At 58.4% G+C, this 18,347-nt stretch carries 14 protein-coding genes; 10 read left to right on the top strand and 4 right to left on the bottom strand.

Going from position 1 to position 18,347, the window contains the following annotated elements; genetic code table 11:
* Nucleotides 1-108: 108 nt before the first annotated feature.
* The 3 genes from SH664x_RS10710 to SH664x_RS10700 all read right to left on the bottom strand — a co-directional run bounded on the left by SH664x_RS10710 (nt 109) and on the right by SH664x_RS10700 (nt 6,738).
* Nucleotides 109-3,372, bottom strand: coding sequence for a UvrD-helicase domain-containing protein (locus tag SH664x_RS10710; RefSeq protein WP_437200809.1), 3,264 nt, complete (start codon nt 3,370-3,372; stop codon nt 109-111).
* Entirely contained in the window at nt 3,369-6,116 is a 2,748-nt protein-coding gene (locus SH664x_RS10705) for a PD-(D/E)XK nuclease family protein (RefSeq protein ID WP_437200808.1), read from the bottom strand. The genes SH664x_RS10710 and SH664x_RS10705 overlap by 4 nt, the downstream gene beginning before the upstream one ends.
* A 169-nt stretch (nt 6,117-6,285) precedes the next feature.
* On the bottom strand, nt 6,286-6,738 hold the full coding sequence (locus SH664x_RS10700; RefSeq protein WP_437200807.1) for an Rrf2 family transcriptional regulator: 453 nt from the start codon (nt 6,736-6,738) through the stop codon (nt 6,286-6,288).
* Between the two features lie 132 nt (nt 6,739-6,870).
* Here SH664x_RS10700 and hmpA point away from each other — a divergent pair, with 132 nt between their 5' ends.
* The 5 genes from hmpA to SH664x_RS10675 all read left to right on the top strand — a co-directional run bounded on the left by hmpA (nt 6,871) and on the right by SH664x_RS10675 (nt 10,897).
* Nucleotides 6,871-8,112 (top strand): NO-inducible flavohemoprotein, encoded by a 1,242-nt coding sequence (gene hmpA, locus SH664x_RS10695; RefSeq protein ID WP_437200806.1) that lies wholly within the window; start codon nt 6,871-6,873, stop codon nt 8,110-8,112.
* Between the two features lie 60 nt (nt 8,113-8,172).
* The gene (locus SH664x_RS10690) at nt 8,173-8,382 is read left to right on the top strand and encodes a hypothetical protein (RefSeq protein ID WP_437200805.1); all 210 of its coding nucleotides are present in this window, start codon (nt 8,173-8,175) and stop codon (nt 8,380-8,382) included.
* A gap of 40 nt (nt 8,383-8,422) precedes the next feature.
* Nucleotides 8,423-8,797 (top strand): DUF488 domain-containing protein, encoded by a 375-nt coding sequence (locus SH664x_RS10685; protein ID WP_437200804.1) that lies wholly within the window; start codon nt 8,423-8,425, stop codon nt 8,795-8,797.
* A gap of 7 nt (nt 8,798-8,804) precedes the next feature.
* Nucleotides 8,805-10,115, top strand: coding sequence for a hypothetical protein (locus SH664x_RS10680; protein ID WP_437200803.1), 1,311 nt, complete (start codon nt 8,805-8,807; stop codon nt 10,113-10,115).
* An 80-nt stretch (nt 10,116-10,195) separates the two neighbouring features.
* Nucleotides 10,196-10,897, top strand: coding sequence for an SGNH/GDSL hydrolase family protein (locus tag SH664x_RS10675; protein WP_437200802.1), 702 nt, complete (start codon nt 10,196-10,198; stop codon nt 10,895-10,897).
* A 322-nt stretch (nt 10,898-11,219) separates the two neighbouring features.
* Here SH664x_RS10675 and SH664x_RS10670 read toward each other — a convergent pair whose 3' ends face one another.
* Nucleotides 11,220-12,506: a beta-ketoacyl-[acyl-carrier-protein] synthase family protein gene (locus SH664x_RS10670; RefSeq protein WP_437200801.1), complete on the bottom strand. Its 1,287-nt coding sequence runs from the start codon at nt 12,504-12,506 to the stop codon at nt 11,220-11,222.
* A gap of 641 nt (nt 12,507-13,147) precedes the next feature.
* On the opposite strand from SH664x_RS10670, the gene SH664x_RS10665 reads away from it, so the two are divergent.
* The 5 genes from SH664x_RS10665 (at nt 13,148) to SH664x_RS10645 (ending at nt 18,211) form a co-directional block, all read left to right on the top strand.
* Nucleotides 13,148-13,519: a hypothetical protein gene (locus SH664x_RS10665; RefSeq protein WP_437200800.1), complete on the top strand. Its 372-nt coding sequence runs from the start codon at nt 13,148-13,150 to the stop codon at nt 13,517-13,519.
* Nucleotides 13,520-13,593: 74 nt separating this feature from the next.
* Nucleotides 13,594-14,736, top strand: a complete 1,143-nt coding sequence (locus SH664x_RS10660) for a substrate-binding domain-containing protein (protein ID WP_437200799.1) — start codon at nt 13,594-13,596, stop codon at nt 14,734-14,736.
* A gap of 398 nt (nt 14,737-15,134) precedes the next feature.
* The gene (locus SH664x_RS10655) at nt 15,135-16,061 is read left to right on the top strand and encodes a DUF1559 family PulG-like putative transporter (RefSeq protein ID WP_437200798.1); all 927 of its coding nucleotides are present in this window, start codon (nt 15,135-15,137) and stop codon (nt 16,059-16,061) included.
* 177 nt (nt 16,062-16,238) lie between these two features.
* A complete protein-coding gene (locus SH664x_RS10650; RefSeq protein ID WP_437200797.1) occupies nt 16,239-16,634 on the top strand; it encodes a hypothetical protein in 396 nt (131 codons plus the stop codon).
* 269 nt (nt 16,635-16,903) lie between these two features.
* Nucleotides 16,904-18,211: an NAD(P)/FAD-dependent oxidoreductase gene (locus SH664x_RS10645; RefSeq protein ID WP_437200796.1), complete on the top strand. Its 1,308-nt coding sequence runs from the start codon at nt 16,904-16,906 to the stop codon at nt 18,209-18,211.
* Nucleotides 18,212-18,347: the final 136 nt, after the last annotated feature.

Below are 18,347 nucleotides of genomic sequence, written 5' to 3'. Positions count from 1 at the left end.
TCATCTAGTGAAATGCTCAGATCAGCGGGGCGAGGAGGGGGCAATTCAAAGTCAAAAATGTTCTGCGCCGGTTTCAGAATCAGTTGGGCGTTCTCCTGCCGGGGCGAGTTACTTCCTCTGTCGTGACGGAGTGATGGTCACGACCCGTCCGGCGGCGAGAAATGCCAACCTCGCTGAGACGTGCGTCTGAGGGATCTTGAACATTCGGCTGACCGCCTGTCGATACGATTCGAGCTGTGGCCTGTACAATTCGGCTCGTCGATCGATCGCTTCTGACCCTTCCAGCTGATCTGTCTTGAAGTCGATGACTTCTGCTGCAATGACGGCCCCTTCGTGCATCGCCAGTACAAGCCGGTCAACGGTTCCGTTGACCAGTTCTCCCTGGTGCACGGTGACAAATGGCCATTCACGCTTGATGGACAGCTGAATCCCGGGAGCTGCGAGTTGAGCTCTGAGAGAAGCCGGAGCCGCTGCAAAGCAACCCTCGTGGGTAAACAGGGCTGCAATTGCGGGAGCCTGAATCTCGGTGCGAAATGCCAAGAGATACCGGTCAATGACATCAGCAGGGAGGTGCATAGGCGCGGCCAGCCGTCGTAACTCGTCATCCGCTGGAGCGGATTGCTCAAGAAACTCGATCTTTTCCAGCCATCGATGGAACAGAATGCCGCGAGGCAGTGAATCGGTCGACTGGGTGGAAAGGATGTCCCCGATGCGGGGGGCGGCCTGCTTGCTTCGCGAAGGGGTGGTTCTGGGTAATCTTCGCCGCAACGTGGAAGGTGCGAAGTTCAGCGAAATCTCGGCGATCACCGGCGCGGTCTCTTCCGACCGCTCAATGGCCTCCGTTTCAAACTTCTGGTGCCATAGCGGATCTCCATATTCATAGAGCGTCGTCTCCGGAGTGAGCGGTTGATCCGCACAGACAGCCGCCCGTATCAACCCCGCAAAGGTCTTCGCATGTTTGGCTGAGGTTCCCGGAATTATCAGGATATGCAGTGCATGCACAGCCCGTGTCAACGCCACGTAGAGCAGGCAGAGCGCTTCTTGCAGCAGTCGACCGTACGTTTCCTGACGAGCCACCGCGAGTTCGCCTCCCAGAAACTCGAACTGCTGTTCGTCCCGATAGATTGCAATCAGCGAAGGGGGCTCACCCGGCACAGGAGACCGTGAGACATATTTGGGGGGCTGCGTGAGCAGCGCGTCGAGTTCAGGGAGCACGACGATATCAAACTCCAGCCCCTTCGCCTGGTGCATATTCATGACCCTCACCTGCGCGGCAGAGGGCTCATCCCGCTTCTGCTTCTCTGCAAAATCGACAAAATCCCGTGTCCGCAGGCCCGGGCTGGTGGCATCATAGGCTTCCGCCAATTCCGCCAGTTGGATCAACCGGCGAAGTTCCCGGCGGTTGCAGTGCACCGACAATGGTTCGATCAGGCGATAGATGACTCCGCCAAATCCCTCGACGGCAATTTGTTGCCGCAACGAGAGAGCGAATGCATGCGCCAACTCCGGATCGGTATCGTCCTCGTAGCCAATAATGCTCCCCAGCGGAGACCGGGCGACGTGATGACGCGCGATTGTATGCCCCGGATGGTCAGCGAACGTCATCAAGGACAGAACCATCTGCACAGCGGCAGAATCTGTTAAAGGATTTCCCGCTTCTTCGCTGGCCTCAATCCCGAGTTGATTCAGCTCGAAGATCATTCGCCCGACTGCGACATTGGTGCGAGTTAAAATCCCTACCGTTGCATGCGGAGCTTCTTTGATCAACTGGGCCACGTACCGCGCGGTGTATGTCCAGAGTTCACCCTTGTTGTCGCTTTTGCGAGGCCCGCGATCGTCTTCCGACTGTGCTTCCGGTCCTGTCGCCACGCGGACAAAGCCGGCCAGTTCGGACCGGGACGTTTCGTGCTGCGGAAAGGACGTTGTCCAGCGATGCACAACCTCCGCGAGGTCGCCGAGGTTGTCATGTCGATTCAGACCGGTCATGACATGATTCACGAAGTCGATGACCGGTTGCGATGAGCGATAACTCTTGTTGAGCGGCTGGGTGGTGAGTTCTCCGAGTTGCTGTTCAATTGTATCGAAGATGGCGGCTTCACCTCCGCGCCAACCGTACACCGCCTGCTTGACGTCGCCCACGCAGAAAAATGAGCTGGAGGCATTGCCGCACGCATTCTCCGCGAACGGACGAATGACGCTCCACTGTTGGGGTGAGGTATCCTGAAATTCGTCCAGGAGAATGTGCTCGATATCGGCATCGAGTCGATAGCCAGGGTTGAACTCCGCCTGCGTCGCCCGGGCTAATGCCAGTCGACGCGGGACATCGGAGAAACTGAGTCCCTGATGCGCATCTTTCAGACGCTCGAGAATGCGGTGGAACTGAGTGAGGAGCTGCCGGGTGGCAATGTTCTGATGCCGCCACGGAGTGACAATCTCGGCCCGGACGTGGTCGCCGAGAATCTGATACTGCGCAATCAGTTCGTCGGGGATGGCGACCCGATGATAGGTGTACTCGGCAGCGGCAATCTTCTTCATCAATCCCTTAGAACGGAACTCGTCCCACGCCTCCTCACGAATCAGGGCGCAGTCCGCCGTGACCGCGGTGGCGAGGCGACCCTGCTGTTTCTGCCCTGCCGCTTCCAGCACCTTGATAACGCCCTCCCGGCGCTCCCGCGACAGGAAGGGGAGTTCGGGGAACTGTTCCCAGCAGCTGGCGGGAGCCGTCAGAAAGACGTCGTACATGCGGGCGATCGTTTCACGGATCAGCCCGGACACGCTGCGGGAACTTTCCCCTTTGTCCAGCAGGTGCATCAGTTGAACCACATCCTGGGGATCACCATCCCGCAACAGGATTTCGACGGCCTGAGCATGCAGCCGGACGACCTCTGTGTCATCAAGGATCTGCCATCCCGGAGGAAACCCCAATTCCAGTGCGTAGCTCCCCGCCAACTGTGCAAAGAACGAGTCGAGAGTGCTGATGCGGACGCGATGCAGGTTACGGGTCAGTTCCGCGAGCAGCTGCAGGCATTCATCCCGTTCTAAAGGGGCTCCTCCCAGATGCTGTTGGAGCTCAGCGAGGTGCTCGTCGCTGCAGGCTGCCTCCGCCAACCGCTTGAGGATGCGTTCCAGAATCTCCCCGGCCGCCTTGCGCGTGAAAGTGGATGCGAGAATCTTCTCGGCTGAGGACGCCCTCAACAACGAGATGTAGCGGTTGGAGAGCTGAAACGTCTTTCCCGTTCCTGCCGAGGCACGGATCAGCAGTCGACGCCCCGGGCCATCGAGGACTGGATGATTGAAGAGAGTTCGAACGGAGGAATTCCTCTGGGGGGGAACGCCGGCGGTCGTTCGCTCGGAGTGCAGATTCATCGTCATACCACTGCCTCCTGCCCAAAAACTCCGTCCTGACAAATCGGGCCAAATTCCGACAATGTGGCCGGTGGCTGGCTCAATTCAACCCAGAACTTTTCATCAAGAATATCGGCCGCAACCTTTCTCGCGACATCGTCCGCGTCGGCGAGATCCTCAATCGACCAGGGGGCCAGTCGATGGGACACCATGTTGTTGCGAGGCAGAACAATATATCCGAGGTCAACGTCTTCATGGCCGGTGACGCCGGCAGCCAGATGTCGATACAAGGGGAGTTGGAGGTCACACCACTGGTCGCGCTTGCGGTGTGTGGAATTCGGATCCAGTCCGGCATCTCCTGTTTTGTAGTCGAAGATTGCCCACCGCCCGGAGTCGGGATGGTAATCGATGCGATCGATGCGGCCTTTCAGTTGAATGCGTCGTCCATCGAGCAGCGTCAGCGGCACGACAGCATCACGCTCGATACTGTGAATCTGCCAGCCTGCTTCGCGCCAGGCTGCCTGCCACTCGGCGAAGCTCCGCAGCCGGTGTCGTGACTGTTCGATCTGAATCCGAATCGTCGGCAGTGGGTCATTCCCATATGTTTCGGAGGCAATCCTGTTCAGAGACTCGTCCAGCACCGCGAAGAGAGAATCGGCGTGTCGGGCCTCGCGGTGCGGGCCCTCGCCGAACTGCTTAAGAACTTCGTGCAGCAATGTCCCGAATGCGGCGGCATCCAACTCGTCTAACTGATCGGTCAGCTCTCCTAACCGCAGGAGATGTCGCAAGTAATAGCGATAAGGTGAGGCGAGGTAGTCTCGAAACTCGGTCACCCGGAAGACGGTCCGGGGAGTGGTCAGCGGTCTGGGACGTGGGATGGCGATCTTCGCTTCGGGGGATGGCTGCAGGCAGGGTGGTAAGGGGAAGACCACATTATTTCCCGGACTGTAGAAGCTGACGACTCGCTGGGCGATTTCTTCAGGGCGGGTCGCGAACAGCAGTCGACTGGGAAACAGCGATTCCCCGCTTCCGTTCCGACGCGCAACAATCAGCTGGACCAACTCGCGAGAGTGCAGAATGGTCATCAGCGCGTGACAGTCGCGAGCGTACCGTCGGGCGTTGTCTTCCAGCCCCAGATGACTTCGCAGACGGTTGGGCAGAAACTGATCATGATTCAGAGAAGAGGGGATCAACCCCTCGTTAAACGATGTGATTATGACTGCGGGCGCATCATCCAGTGGAAGATCCAGCCAACCCGAAAGAGCGATGGTCCCCTCCGCCTGCGGATGCGGCAGAATTTCTGCTGCGAGACTCTCCAGAGTCAGCCGGATGGCGACCGACCCTTTGACCGGAGGATCGAGCGAAGGCGGAAGGTGATGGTGTTCCAGAAACCCCTTCTGAATAATGGCACAGGCCTCCGCCAGCTGACGCGACCTGGAGTCAGTAGGGATGACACGCAGATCACCATACAGTTTGAGCAGGACATCCAGAACCGGGGCGCACCAGTGGGAGAGGGGGGCGGCTTCGCGCTTCAGCGGGTGCAGCAGTAACTCAATGGCGGTGACCAGCGAGTGGGCGATTCGACCGGACGGACTGCCGTCCAGATAATTTTCCACGTGCGGAGACAGATGACTGTTGTAATTTTTGTCCCAGTGGGTCAACCAGTCAGGTGGAAACTCCTGCAGAGTCAGCCAGGCGCCGACGTCGGGATGCCGAATCAGGGCGGCAAACTGGTCGGACCGCTTTCCATCGAGAAAATCGGCCACTCCCATCAGAAAACGGTACGGCTCGCTTGCCGACAGCTGCCGTTGCACCGGCCAATGAGAAGGGACGCCCCACTGTCCCAAAGTGCGCTGGAGCGGGATTGCCAGCTTTTCGTCGGGAACGGCGACCGTGATCTCGTCGATTGCGAACCGGCCGTTCATCGCGGAAAGCTGCGTCACCACTGCTTGAGTCTGGCCCACGCTGTCTTCGACTACCTGGACCTGGTCCGCAGCGACGTGCACTGACTCGTCCGCCCATTTATCCGACAGGACACAGCCATGTTCGTCGAAGCGGTCCTGCCACTCCGGAGGAGCATGAATGCAGGCGGTGACACGATCTGAGACCTGATTGAGCATCGCCCGCATTGTTTTATTCAGGTCGACCGTGCCGACGAGCAGGATGTCGTGCTCTGTCTGACACTCACGGAATTCCACCGCCCGCAGCCGCGCCGTCTGCTGATCCCAGAGCGACAGGCCATCGAGAATTGATAAATATTCCTTCTCGATTGTCGCGAGAATCTTCCAGCGCTTCCCTTCGTTGAACCCGGGCAGCCCCTTCCCGTACTTCGCTACGTCGGCAAAGTCGAACAAGTCGGCCGCCAACTCGGTATGTTGTCGGCGCAGCAGATCACCCAGCCGCAACCACCCCTCCAGATTGCGTTCCTCGGGTGGGTTGGCTGCAATGATTCTGAGAGACTCCCTCGGGAGACGTTGAAGCGCCTGGCTCCAGGCCAGACGTTGGGTCAATGTGGATGCAAAAGGGCGTTTCGGAGTATAGAGCTGTTCCGGCAGCGCCCCGACCGTCAGGATTTTAGGAGGGGCCAGCTCACCGTCCGTTTCCAGCGCCAGCAGTTCCAGAAATCGACGGCCGGCCTGCTTCCCCGGGAAAACGACAACCAGGTCCGACAGATCAATCGGTGACTGTCCCGCGCGTTGGGAAAGCAACAGCTGCACCACCTGCGGAAGTGCAGGACGTGACCAATCGAAAAAGATGCGCTTGATCGACATCCGCAGCCACTCTCCTGTCGGAACGATTCTGCCTCGCGATGCTCCGGGCATGGGAGACCGGTGTGACCAGCGGACCCCGGTACCCGGTTTCTAACGCTTGCTGATAATTACTGAACGGGAGTATACATAACCCTCCGCTCAGGTCAAAAGCTGATTCCAGATTTTCTGTTTACGATGGCAAGGGGACTGCACTTGAATCCTGCTCGACTTCACAGAGAGGAATGATTGAGCTGGTTGATTCCAGCAAATCCCTCAGCGTGACGCCCCGAAAGGCGGCTTCAGTGGTGGCGTAGGCTTCGTCCAACTGGCGATGCAGGGGGCAGAGAGAGGTGTGCGACGCCAGTCCGAGAGGGCACTTGCGGATTCGCTCAATCGGCGCAACGGCATTCACAACATCAAGAATCGTTACCTCTTCGGGCGGTCGCGCCAGTTCGTGTCCGCCCCCGGGACCGGGGCGGGAATGCAGAAGTCCAGCGGCAGCGAGGTCCTGCAGCACCCGGTTCAGATACGACCGAGGCACCTTCGTCTTGCGTGCAAGGGCATCTGCGGAAGCTGGTTGCAGAGGAGGAGCTGCGAGGCAGACGATCGCCCTGAGAGCGTATTCCGCAGTCTTCGAAAGCATGGGATTCTCGAAACAGGGAAACAAATCTGCATGTTGACATGTAGATTTTAATCTGTACCTTGAGGTGCAGGTTTCAGGTTACCGGCAAAACTTTTTCACGACAAGCTCCCGAGCGCTCCAGGAGTCGAATCGATGCTTTCTCTCAAAACGATTGAGATTGTCAAACAGATTACCCCGGTCGTCGCGGCGAACGCCGAAACGATTACCCGCCGGTTTTACGAACTGATGTTCGCAGGTAACCCGGAAGTCAAAGCGTTCTTCAATCCTGCACATCAGCATTCCGGGGGACAGCAGCGGGCACTTGCGGGGGCGATCTGTGCCTACTTCGCCAACATCGACAATCTGTCCGTGCTGGGGCCGGCGGTCAATCTGATCGCTCATAAACACTGTTCGCTCGGAATCCTTCCGGAGCATTATCCGATTGTCGGGAAACACCTGCTGGCGGCCATCAAGGATGTCTTGGGAGCAGCGGCCACCGACGAAATCCTTGGTGCAGTGGGCGAAGCGTACGGCTTTCTGGCGGATGTCTGTATTCAACGAGAGAAGCAGATTTATGACCAGCAGCGACAGGCGGTCGGCGGTTGGAACGGCTATCGCAGGTTTGTCGTGGAGCGAAAGGTCCCCGAGTGTGACGTGGTCACCTCCTTTTATCTGCGGCCAGAAGATGGTGGTGAGCTTCCCCCGTTCGAGGCAGGTCAATATGTGACCGTCCGCATCGATCATCCCCAGACTCCCACGTCCCCCCGAAACTACAGTCTTTCGGACCATCCGCAAGCGGGGCATTACCGCATCAGCGTGAAGCGCGAACCTCGTGCTGTCGACACCGCTCCGGACGGTCTGATTTCCAACTACCTGCATGACGCCGTTGATGCCGGAGATGTGATTGAACTGGGGCCACCCTGCGGAGAGTTCACCTTGACCGAGAGTGGAGAAGCGCAGCCGGTGGTGCTGCTGGCGGGTGGTATCGGTGTGACTCCTCTGCTCTCGATGGCGAAGTCACTGACCCGGTCAGCCGGGCAGCGACCCGTGCATTTCATCCATGCCGCCCGCAACAGCCGTCATCAGCCTTTTCAGGAAGAAATTCGCGAACTGAGGGGGAGCAGTGCGCAGGTGCGGACACACATCCTGTACGATGCACCGTTGGCCGGTGATGTTGAAGCAGGGCATTGTGACCGGATCGGGACGATCAGCCTCGATTTTCTGCGGAATGAAACTCCCTACCGCGAAGCGCAGTTTTACTTCTGCGGTCCAAAGCCATTCATGCAGGCGGTCTATGCCGGTCTCAAGGAACTGGGGGTGCAGGAGGAGCGGATCCGCTTTGAATTCTTTGGACCCCGACAGGAGATTCTGGCCGCTGCTCCCGCGAGTCATTAACCCTGCTCTCTTTCGGGAAAGAGGCTGACCGCTGCAGACGCCTGACAGAAGGGGAGTGCCGTGGACGAATGCACGCTGGAGTCGACCGCTGTGGAGTGGATCCGCGAACACCCGCAAACGATGAGGCTGCTGGAATCGTTGGGGATTGATTGTACCTGCGATGGCAAATCACTCGGCTACCTGTGCCAACAGCAGCAACTGGTGCCGGCCGAGGTGCTGTCGCAGTTAAACGCGATCGTTGCCCGGAAGGCGGCAGCGGGAGGGGCATGAGGCATCGGAAAGGAAACAGGTCAGGCAGAGGAGCACGAACGTGGCGCTCATTGCTTCGCGTATTCAGATTGCCCGCGCTTACAACCTGGGCAAAAAAGAAGGAGAATACCGGGTCCTGGTGGATCGCCTTTGGCCCCGCGGAGTTTCCAAAATCAAACTCCAGCTCGATCGATGGTGCAAGGAGATTGCCCCTTCAACCGAGCTGCGAGAGTGGTTTCGCCATGATCCGCGGCGCTGGACAGACTTCAACCGCCGCTATCGTGACGAACTGCATCAGCAGCGCGAGCTGCTTGAGGAGTTGCGGGGGGTGACCATCGAACACCCACTGTTGTTGATTTATGGTGCGAAAGACGAACTTCACAATAACGCCATCGTGCTGCGCGAGGTCCTCCTCCAGCGGGCGATGAACTGCTGACGACTCGATGAAAAAACGAATCTCCCTCCTCTTTGACCTGGTCTTGGTGTTCGGCCTGCTGATCGGTCTGCATTCACGATTCGTTCAGGCAGCCGACGAGTTTGAATCCGCGCCGATCCGCTACAGTCTCGCGACGCCGGACGACCCGGTCTCCCGGCTGCAACAGCGTCTGGAACTGGGAGAACTGGAGCTGAAGGTGGATCCGAAGTTCGGATACCTTCCTGATCTGTTGCAGGAATTGCAGATTCCCGTCGATTCGCAGCTGCTGGTGTACTCAAAAACGAGTCAGCAGCGGCACCGGATCAACCCGCGGACCCCTCGGGCGCTGTATTTCAATGACGAGGTCTATGTCGGCTATTGCCACGCGGGTGAACTGATCGAGATCTCATCGACGGATCCCCGTCTGGGAACGGTGTTCTACACGCTGAAACAGGGACAGGAGTTTCAGCCCCGTCTGGTTCGTGAGACCGATCGCTGCCTGCAATGCCATAGTGTCACACAGTCGAGTCAGATTCCGGGGCATCTGATTCGTTCGCTCTTTGTCGATGCGGGGGGGCAGCCGCTGTTCAATGCCGGCTCGCATTCCGTCAATCATTCGACCCCCATCGCAGACCGCTGGGGAGGATGGTACGTCACCGGGACGCATGGTGAGCAGAAGCATCGCGGCAATCTGATCGTCCGTGGTCGCACACTGCCTGACACGTGGGACAACGAAGCAGGCCACAATGTGCAGGACCTCCGTTCCCGGTTCAACGTTGAGAACTACCTGACGCCTCACAGCGATCTGGCAGCGCTGATGGTGTTTGAGCATCAGGCCTATGTCCAGAACCTGCTCACTGCCGCGCACTACACGGCTCAACGGGCCCTGTACTATGAGTCGGAGTATCACAAGGCATTTAACGAAGGGACTGGCGAACAACTCGAAAGCACGAAGCGCCGGATCGAGAATGCTGGCGAGAAACTGGTGCAGGGACTGCTGATGTGTGACGAAGCCCTCTTGCTCAGTCCCATGAGCGGGACGACCGACTTTGCCGGCACGTTCTCGCAGCGGGGGCCGATCGATTCGCAGGGTCGTTCGCTGCGTCAGCTGGATCTGCAGCGCAGACTTTTCCGATACCCCTGCAGCTATCTCATTTATTCGCCGCAATTCGCATCGCTTCCGCCGATCATGAAGAATTGGGTGACGGGTCGTCTGAAGGAGATTCTCGCAGGCAATGGAGGTGAGAAGTACGAGTACCTCTCCCCTGCGGACCGGGACGCGATCCGCGAAATTCTGGCGAGCACGATCCCGGAGCTGTGGAGTTCAACACCGCCGTGACAGGCAGGCTGGTTGAGCCAGTTCAATTGGGGTAGATTGATGCCTCGGGCCCCCCCACCGCTTCGAGGATATCAATCACAATGCAGAATCTGACGCGATTTCTTTTCAGTCTCGTTGCCTGTTCGCTCCTGGCTGTTTCTCCCGTGTTCGCGGAGAAAGGGACAACACAGGAGGCCAAGCCGGTTTCGAAATTCGAAGCCACTACCAAGAAACTCGCTGAAAAGCCGCTCCCCCCTCCGGGTGGGATCGTGTTCATCGGCAGTTCCAGCATTCGTCTCTGGGACGTAGAAAAGTGGTTCCCCGGCCTGAATGTGACCAACAACGGCTTCGGCGGCTCGGTCCTGGCGGATTCGGTGGAGTTCTTCGATCGACTGGTTGTTCCGCTCAAGCCGAAAATCATTGTGCTCTATGCCGGCGACAATGACATCAGTCGGCAGCGGACACCCTACGAGGTCTATCAGGACTTTCGCGCATTTGTCGCGAAGGCTCATCAGGCACTGCCGGAAGCACGCATCATCTACATCGGTATCAAGCCGAGCAACAAACGCTGGAATCTGGTGCACCGGGTGCGGGCTGCCAATGCCCTGATTGCCATGGACTGCGTGGAAGATCCGCTGCTGACTTTTGTCGACGTCGATGCCCCGATGATGAACGGACAACCGACGCCGCCGACCGATCTGTTCGTCGCTGATGGACTGCATCTGAGTGAGAAAGGCTATGCTCTTTGGACGGATCTGCTGCTGCCGCACCTGACGGAATCGGCGAAGACCAAGGCGGAATAGAATACCGCAGGAATCCTCGCCGGGATCCGACTGCGGTGGGCTCGGACGAAGGTCAGCAGTGCTGATTGGCGGGCCCTTTTTCCCCTGAATCCAGGGACTGATTGTTAGACTGGTGACTGCCAGTTCCGGGGCAGGAAATTGCGCTCCAGAGATCTTCGCAAGAGTCTCCGGGGATGGGGCCTTCCCTGGTTTTCGGGCAGGGCGCAATCTCCTGTCGCCGCGCAGAAGATCCGACGACTGACCAAGAGGCGACCGATCCAGAACCGTCTGCCGTACTGCGGCGACGGTTCATGCAGTCTTTGTGAGATGGCCCCGGGCTGGGTTAGACGGCACGCAAGATGGCAGCGGCGCTCTGGCCCATTGCAGTGCGGTTCACACTCATCGCGAGTGAAGACGTCAGCCGTTGCGGTTCGCGGGCCACGTTCAACCGGCACTGCGGATCCGGATGCTTGTAATTCAGCGTGGCAGGGAGAATTCCATGCTTGAGGGCCAGCACGCTCCCAGCCAGTTCCACGGCTCCGGAACCGGCGTCGAAATTGCCGAAATAGCTCTTCAGCGCAGTGACCGGAATGCGGTCCGCATCGTCTCCGAAGACGTTTCGATAGGCCTTGGCTTCCACGAAGTCGTCGCGGCGGGTGCTCTTGCCATGAGCATTGATATGTCCCAGCTCGCGCGGCGAAATTCCCGCACGATTCATCGCGTTGCGAATGGCGCTGGCCAGCCCGCGTCCACCCGAGCCGTTTTCATAGCCTGAGCCATCACAGCCGGCACCGACAGCGAGCACATCGCAGTAGATCTCGGCGCCGCGGGCAACAGCGTGTTCGTAACTCTCGATGACGAACACAGCCGCCCCTTCGCCAATGATCGTGCCATCGCGGTCGCGATCAAATGGTCGGCAACCCTGCTGGGGATCCTGCTGGCGGGACAGGCTGTCGAAGAGACTGATGCGGGCAATGTCGACCGGATGAATGCTGGAGCTGCAGGCTCCGACAATCATCACGTCGGCCTGATTCCGGTTGATACAGCGCATCGCTTCCTGCAGGGCCAGCAGAGCGGAGGCATCAGCGCTGGTGATTGTATTGTTCGGCCCACGGGCTTCGTACTCGATCGCCACATGGCAGGCGGGCATGTTCGGCAGCTGCCGCAGCAGCCACAGGGGAGCGATTTTCCCCAGCGCATCTTCACCCCAGCGGGTGTAACCTTCGCTGCCGTGTGGATCCTGAAAATCGCGGGCTGCTTCCGCCAGCTCATCGGGGGTGAATGAGATATGCCCCGCACCGAATTCGACACCGAGGCGGTCCGGATCGACGTCGCCTGCTGCCAGGCCGGCGTCTTTCATGGCCAGAGAGGCTGCGGAGACCCCGAGCTGGATGTCGCGGGACATCACCTTGAGGAATTTTTTCTGATAGACGTAGCGCAGTGGATCGAAATCGTGAATTTCCGCTGCCAGCTTGCAGGGGAGGCTTTCGGAGGCAAAAGAGCGCAGCGGTCCAATTCCGGACCGACCGGCGGACAGATTCTCCCAGAAGCGATCGTTTCCAATTCCGACCGGGGAAATGACACCCACACCGGTGATGACCACCCGGGGAGCAACAGTTCCAGCCATCATTGCTAGACCTTCCAAGTCAACGAAGCTCAGCACCTGACGTTGATATCGGAGCCCGGACGTCGCGAAATCGAATCTGCGACGTAAAAACTCCGCGGTTTTCAACGAGATCCTGAATTTCGCTCGCGGCCGCGCACTCCGTGTGCACAGACCGGAGCCGATCCCAAGAACGGCGACTCCATTGAGTTCCGAAAAACTATTCCACGAGACTTAAACGAATTCTCACATCCTGACTGCCGACCCCTCGGCAGGCACGAAACCGGCTGCGGAAATTCCGCCCTGACCCCTCAGGAGGTCTCGTGACAGGCAATATTAGACTCAGAAAATGACGCTAAGTCAAACTGTATTGCCGCTTTCAGCGAAACCCGAATTGCCCCGGCGTAATCCGCGTAAGGTTCATTAAAACATGGAGTTGTGACTGAAAAAAGGGCTGCGGACCGCTGGAAAAATGATGACCACATCGGCAATTCCCGGCAGGAGAGCAGGCTTTTCCCCCGTGTTTGAGGCCATTGAAACCCCGGTGGACGGGGCGGTCCTGGTCTGAACCGTGCCCCGAAAACCAGTGCGTCCAGCCATTGACCTGCCCCTGTGCCGGGTGTCCAATTCTCCCGCCTCTCGTTGTCCTGATTCTGAGCGGGGATCGCATGTTTGGATTGTTCGGTGGGAAAGACTGGAACGTGATCGCGATTGTTTTTGAACGTCGCGATCTTTATCAGGTGAGCGGACAGCGGGTGAAGGGGGGGGACGCCGTCAAAGCTCGGGATGGTGCCAAGGCATACGCCCGCAGCGTCTACTGGGCGGTTTTCGACCAGAAGGGGGCATTCAAGGAAGGAGGTCCAGCGGCGGGCTCGCTGCAGGTTCCCAACGACGTGCTGGTGAAACTCGGCAAGGAGTTGCCCACGAACCGGACCGTTCTCGAAGTTCTTCGCGCACTGGAAACCAAACAGGCCGATAAGATCGGGAAGCCTCTCGTGTGGCATGGCTATCCGCCACGACAGATGCACGGGGCGAACTGAATTCTTCTGGTTCTTGCTGACTCGGAACCAAAGGAACTCGACCTCTCGACGTCGTCCTCAACAAAGTGAGCCAGATGCCCAATTACACGCACTCCATCGCCGTTCTGATCGACACGGGAGACAATTGGGGCCGAAGTATTGTTGAGGCGGTCGCCCGCTACGCGCAAAAGAATCGGTGGGCACTCATTCTCTCTCCGCGCGATGTCGAGGGGCGACTTCGTCTGCCTGATGCCTGGAAAGGGGACGGCGCCATTGTGATGCTGCGGGACAGTCTCACCGCGCAGCATATTCGTGACAGTGGCATTCCGGCTGTCGACGTCGAAAATGTGATGGTCAATGAGACCTGGCTGGGACGGGTCGTTACGGACGATCAGGTGCGGAGCCAATTGGCGTTTGATCATTTCCGGTCCCGTAACTTCGCGCATTTTGCTTACTACGCTCCACCGATCAACCGCTATCCGGACCGACGACTGAAGATCTTCCAGCGTCTTGTGGAAGAGGCGGGTTTCTCTTGCCACGGGTTCGGAGAATTCCGGCAGGATCAGCTGAGCTGGAATGTGGACTTCGAGCAGGTCACGTCCTGGATTCGTTCGCTGCCGGGCCCCTTGGCGATCTACTCTCCCGATCCTTATCCCGCACGGCAGATTTCCGACATCTGCCAGTGGGAGGGAATTCACGTTCCCGACGAAGTGGCGATCCTGTCGGGAGATACGGACGACCTGCTGTGCAGCATTGCATCCCCCCCGATCTCCAGCATTGAGCTGGATTGCGCAGGAATCGCCCAGGAGGCGTGCAGACTTCTTGAGAACCTGATGCGGGGAGAGACCGTTCCGCAAGAGTCGATTCGGGTCAGCCCTTTACGGGTCATTCCCCGGCATTCCACGGAAGTTCTGGCGGTTGCTGATCCGGTCATTGCCGATGTGATTCGGTTCATCCGGTCGCGCGCCTGTGAAGGGATTCGTGTCCCCGACATCCTGCGGGCATTTCCTGTGTCACGTCGATCACTGGAGCAACGGTTCCGGAAGACGTTGAACCGGTCTCTCTCTGAAGAGATTCGAAGAACACGCCTGGAACATGCCCGCAACATGCTGCTTGAGTCCAGAAAATCTGTCGCTGAAGTGGCGGAAGCCTGCAACTTCTCCAGCAGCAGTGAGCTGGCGCACGCGTTCCGGAAATATCTGGGCATTAAGCCGACATCGTTACGCGACCGCTCGTGAGAGTGCATGGTGCTTCTCAGGGACCGAGTCGCGCAGCTCGAACAACCGATCGTCGTGGTTTGCGATGCAATTGCCCGTGAATGTCAAATCGTCTGGCCCTCGACGCAGAGCACCAGCGCTGACCCTGCCGTTTCACCAACCACGACCTGCCCCCAATACTGGTAACACTTCCCTCGCGACGAATCTTCGCGGTTCAGAAGGCGGTCGATCGCGTTGCGCAATGCGTCAGTTTTTTTGCGCAATTGCGGTTGGTATTTGACGGCACGTGCTGACAAGAATAGCCCCGTTATTTCCTTCATCGTCCGTTTGAGGAGGTGTCCGCCGTGAGTCAGATCCAGACGTGTCGCGCGCGTTTTTCGGAAAGAGGAAGGCTGCGAAGTGTTCGAGTCGGTTTCACATTGATCGAACTGCTCGTGGTGATTGCGATTATCGCAGTCCTGATCGCACTGCTGCTGCCTGCGGTCCAACAGGCGCGTGAAGCGGCTCGTCGTTCGCAGTGCAAGAACAACCTGAAGCAGATGGGACTGGCCTTTCACAACTATCATGATGTGCACAACCGTCTTCCCGCCGGTTACGCCTTTGAATCGAAGAACAACGTGGCGATTTACGGCTGGCCGACCATGCTGCTTCCCTATGTGGACCAGGCCAATCTCTGTCAGCAGCTCTCCCCCGGAAATCCGGCACTGAAAGAACGCTACGTCGCCTCTGCACCCGAAGCGACCCGGACAATGCTGCAGACACCTCTCAGTGTCTTTCGTTGCCCGTCTGACACGACGCCGAATTTGAATAATCTGGCTCCGTTCACCGGGAATGCATCGACGAGCCACTATGAACTGGGAACTTCCAACTACGTCGCCTACGGGGGAGGTGTTCCGCAAGGTGGTTCCGCGCTGACACTGAACTCCACCGCGGATTCCCCGGGTGGCAATGACGCGCTCGGCAGTTTCTTTGGCACCTCCTATCTGAATCTGCGGGAGATCACAGACGGCACCTCCAATACGCTCTTTGTCAGCGAACGGGACGGCGGACCGGCAGCGGAATCGGGATGGACCTTTCAGGCGTCCGTCTGGCCCGGCATTGGCCGAAAGGACCAGCAGGTCGGTCCGTATAAAATCCTGACGCACGCCACGTTCCGGATCAACTTCGACTATTCCGTGACATCGACTTCGAATGTCGGAAAGGCAGTGAGCAGTCTGCATGAAGGGGGCGTTCATGCACTGCTGGGAGATGGGGCAGTGAGGTTCATTTCGGAGAACATCAACTACAGCCCCCTCTATCAGCGTCTTGCCATGCGTGCCGATGGCCTTCCCGTCGGCGAATTCTGAGTGATGTGTTCGAGCGAAGGCTCCTGCCGCATCGTGCGAGACGCTGTGCGGCAGGAGATTTTCCACTCAGCGAGCTGACGCTTTGGTTTGCGTCGTCCAAATGCTCCGCCGATTCCTGCCGAAGGCGAGTCCTTCCACTTCCAATTCACCTGATTGTCAACCAAGGTGTGACGCCCCATGCCTCGTCCGTTTTTCTTGAGTGCAACCTTGATCGCCCTCGGACTCATCGCCGGGTGCTCCCGCAATGCTGTCGGGACCGTGCACGGGACCGTCATTGTCGATGGTCAGCCGATGGGGGGCTTTGATGTCATTTTCCATTCGCAGGCCGATGGGACCTCGGTGATGGGGGCAGCCAAGGCCGAAGGTCGTTACGAGCTCTATCGGGGGAGAGGTGCCACCGACATTCCCTGTGGAGAATACCGTGTCACCTTGACTCCGAATTCGTTGATCGACGGGGTCCCGTTGCCCAAAGTGAAGCTCCCGGAGAATGTGACACAGCTTGAGCAGGCAACGATCGTCAAGACGATTGCACCCGGCCCGAACGTCATCGATATCGAGGTCAGTTCCCAATAGGCCGGCTGCAGATGATGGGGTGATCGAAAGACGGATCCCTTTCCGGAATCGCATCGGAGCTGGCCAATCCTCCTCCCCAGGTACGGCGAATCGACGGGCGCCGTCGAGCTTCTTGCGCCACTTCATAAGACTTTTGCGCGATTTATGATTGCGAGTTCGCCGCGTGGGCGAAATAGTAATTGTGTCAGGCCAAAATTTCCGGGCAGCGAGTGTCGATGATGTCGACAGCTGACCCGCCGGAAATTGGCCTATGCCCTGAGGAAGCGTCCTTGAAGTCCGCCGCCACTGCCCCTGTTGAAAATATCCCGTTCAGGAATTCTCCCGCAAAAGCGACCCGCCCGGTGGTGGTTGTGGGAGCAGGGGTGATCGGGTCAGCCTGTGCCCACTATCTTGCGAACCGGGGAGTCTCCGTGCTTCTGCTGGATCAGGGGACGTTCGCGGGAGCCTGTTCGCACGGAAATTGTGGCTATGTTTCGCCGAGCCATATTCTGCCGCTCTGCAAACCAGGGGCAATCAGTTCGTCGCTGAAAACATTGTTTCAGCGGAACTCCCCGTTCAAAATCCGGGCGAGATTTGACTACCACCTCTGGAGCTGGTTTCTCCGGTTCGCGCTGCGGTGTAACCAGAAGGACATGATTCAGGCAGGACACGCCCGACATGCCTTGCTCGCTTCCTCCCGACAGCTCTACGACGAACTGTTCGCCGCCAAGTTGCTTGGCGACTGTGACTGGGAGACCCGCGGGTTGCTGTTTGTGCATCAGGATCCCCATCACTTTGAAGAGTTCGCCAAAGTGGATGAACTGCTTCGCAAGGAATACGGACAGGGAGCCACTCGGCTGGATGCGGAAGCCTTGCTGAAGCTGGAGCCGGCACTCAAACCAGTTGTGGCCGGTGCCTGGCTTTACGACTGCGATGCACATCTGCGTCCGGACATGCTGATGGAATCGTGGCGGCAGCGGCTGCTCGCACAGGGAATCGCCCTGCGGGAAAACTGTGAAGTGACAGGCTTGATCCGGAATGACCGGGGGCTGCAGGCGCTGCAGACCAGTCAGGGAAAGATCGACGTTGATCAGGTCGTCTTCGCCACCGGAGCCTGGTCCCGCCTGCTGCAGAAAGACCTGAAAGCTCCCGTACCGATTGAACCGGGGAAGGGCTATTCGATCACCATGCATCGCCCGGAAGGCTGCCCGAACTATCCGATGATTCTGGAGGACCATCGGGTCGCCATCACGCCCAGTGCAACCGCCTATCGGTTAGGTTCGACGATGGAATTCGCCGGTTTTGACAAGACACTTCGGGATGACCGGTTGAAACTGCTGACCGATGCGGCCCGGATGTACCTGCACACGCCCTTGTCAGAGCCGATCGTCGAGAAGTGGTACGGCTGGCGTCCGATGAGCTGCGATGGCGTACCGATCATTGGGCGGATTCCACGCCTGAACAACGTCTGGATGGCAGCGGGGCACAGCATGCTCGGGTTGTCGATGGCAACGGCGACCGGCAAGCTGGTCGCGGAAATGTTGACGGGAGCGACACCTCATCTCGACCCGCATCCGTACCGGATCGAGCGTTTCTGACGATCACCGGAACGCATCGCCACCCTTCGGTTCCGTAGTCTGAAAGTCCCTTTCTAATGCGTTGCGGATGCAGGCAGAAGCCCTGTTTTTGCAGGACTTCTGCTTTTCTCACACTGCCACTTTGCGTTGCTGAAAG

The organism is Planctomicrobium aquicomposti, assembly GCF_051466325.1.
Taxonomy (GTDB): Bacteria; Planctomycetota; Planctomycetia; order Planctomycetales; family Planctomycetaceae; genus Planctomicrobium.
Note: the sequence above shows the minus strand (reverse complement) of the source record. Positions and strands in the feature narration are given on the sequence as shown.

What these genes read in the sequence shown, in the direction of transcription:
- SH664x_RS10710 (WP_437200809.1), bottom strand. Translation starts at nt 3,372, where the DNA reads ATGACGATGAATCTGCACTCCGAGCGAACGACCGCCGGCGTTCCCCCC.
- SH664x_RS10705 (WP_437200808.1), bottom strand. Translation starts at nt 6,116, where the DNA reads ATGTCGATCAAGCGCATCTTTTTCGATTGGTCACGTCCTGCACTTCCG.
- SH664x_RS10700 (WP_437200807.1), bottom strand. Translation starts at nt 6,738, where the DNA reads ATGCTTTCGAAGACTGCGGAATACGCTCTCAGGGCGATCGTCTGCCTC.
- hmpA (WP_437200806.1), top strand. Translation starts at nt 6,871, where the DNA reads ATGCTTTCTCTCAAAACGATTGAGATTGTCAAACAGATTACCCCGGTC.
- SH664x_RS10680 (WP_437200803.1), top strand. Translation starts at nt 8,805, where the DNA reads ATGAAAAAACGAATCTCCCTCCTCTTTGACCTGGTCTTGGTGTTCGGC.
- SH664x_RS10675 (WP_437200802.1), top strand. Translation starts at nt 10,196, where the DNA reads ATGCAGAATCTGACGCGATTTCTTTTCAGTCTCGTTGCCTGTTCGCTC.
- SH664x_RS10670 (WP_437200801.1), bottom strand. Translation starts at nt 12,506, where the DNA reads ATGATGGCTGGAACTGTTGCTCCCCGGGTGGTCATCACCGGTGTGGGT.
- SH664x_RS10665 (WP_437200800.1), top strand. Translation starts at nt 13,148, where the DNA reads ATGTTTGGATTGTTCGGTGGGAAAGACTGGAACGTGATCGCGATTGTT.
- SH664x_RS10660 (WP_437200799.1), top strand. Translation starts at nt 13,594, where the DNA reads ATGCCCAATTACACGCACTCCATCGCCGTTCTGATCGACACGGGAGAC.
- SH664x_RS10650 (WP_437200797.1), top strand. Translation starts at nt 16,239, where the DNA reads ATGCCTCGTCCGTTTTTCTTGAGTGCAACCTTGATCGCCCTCGGACTC.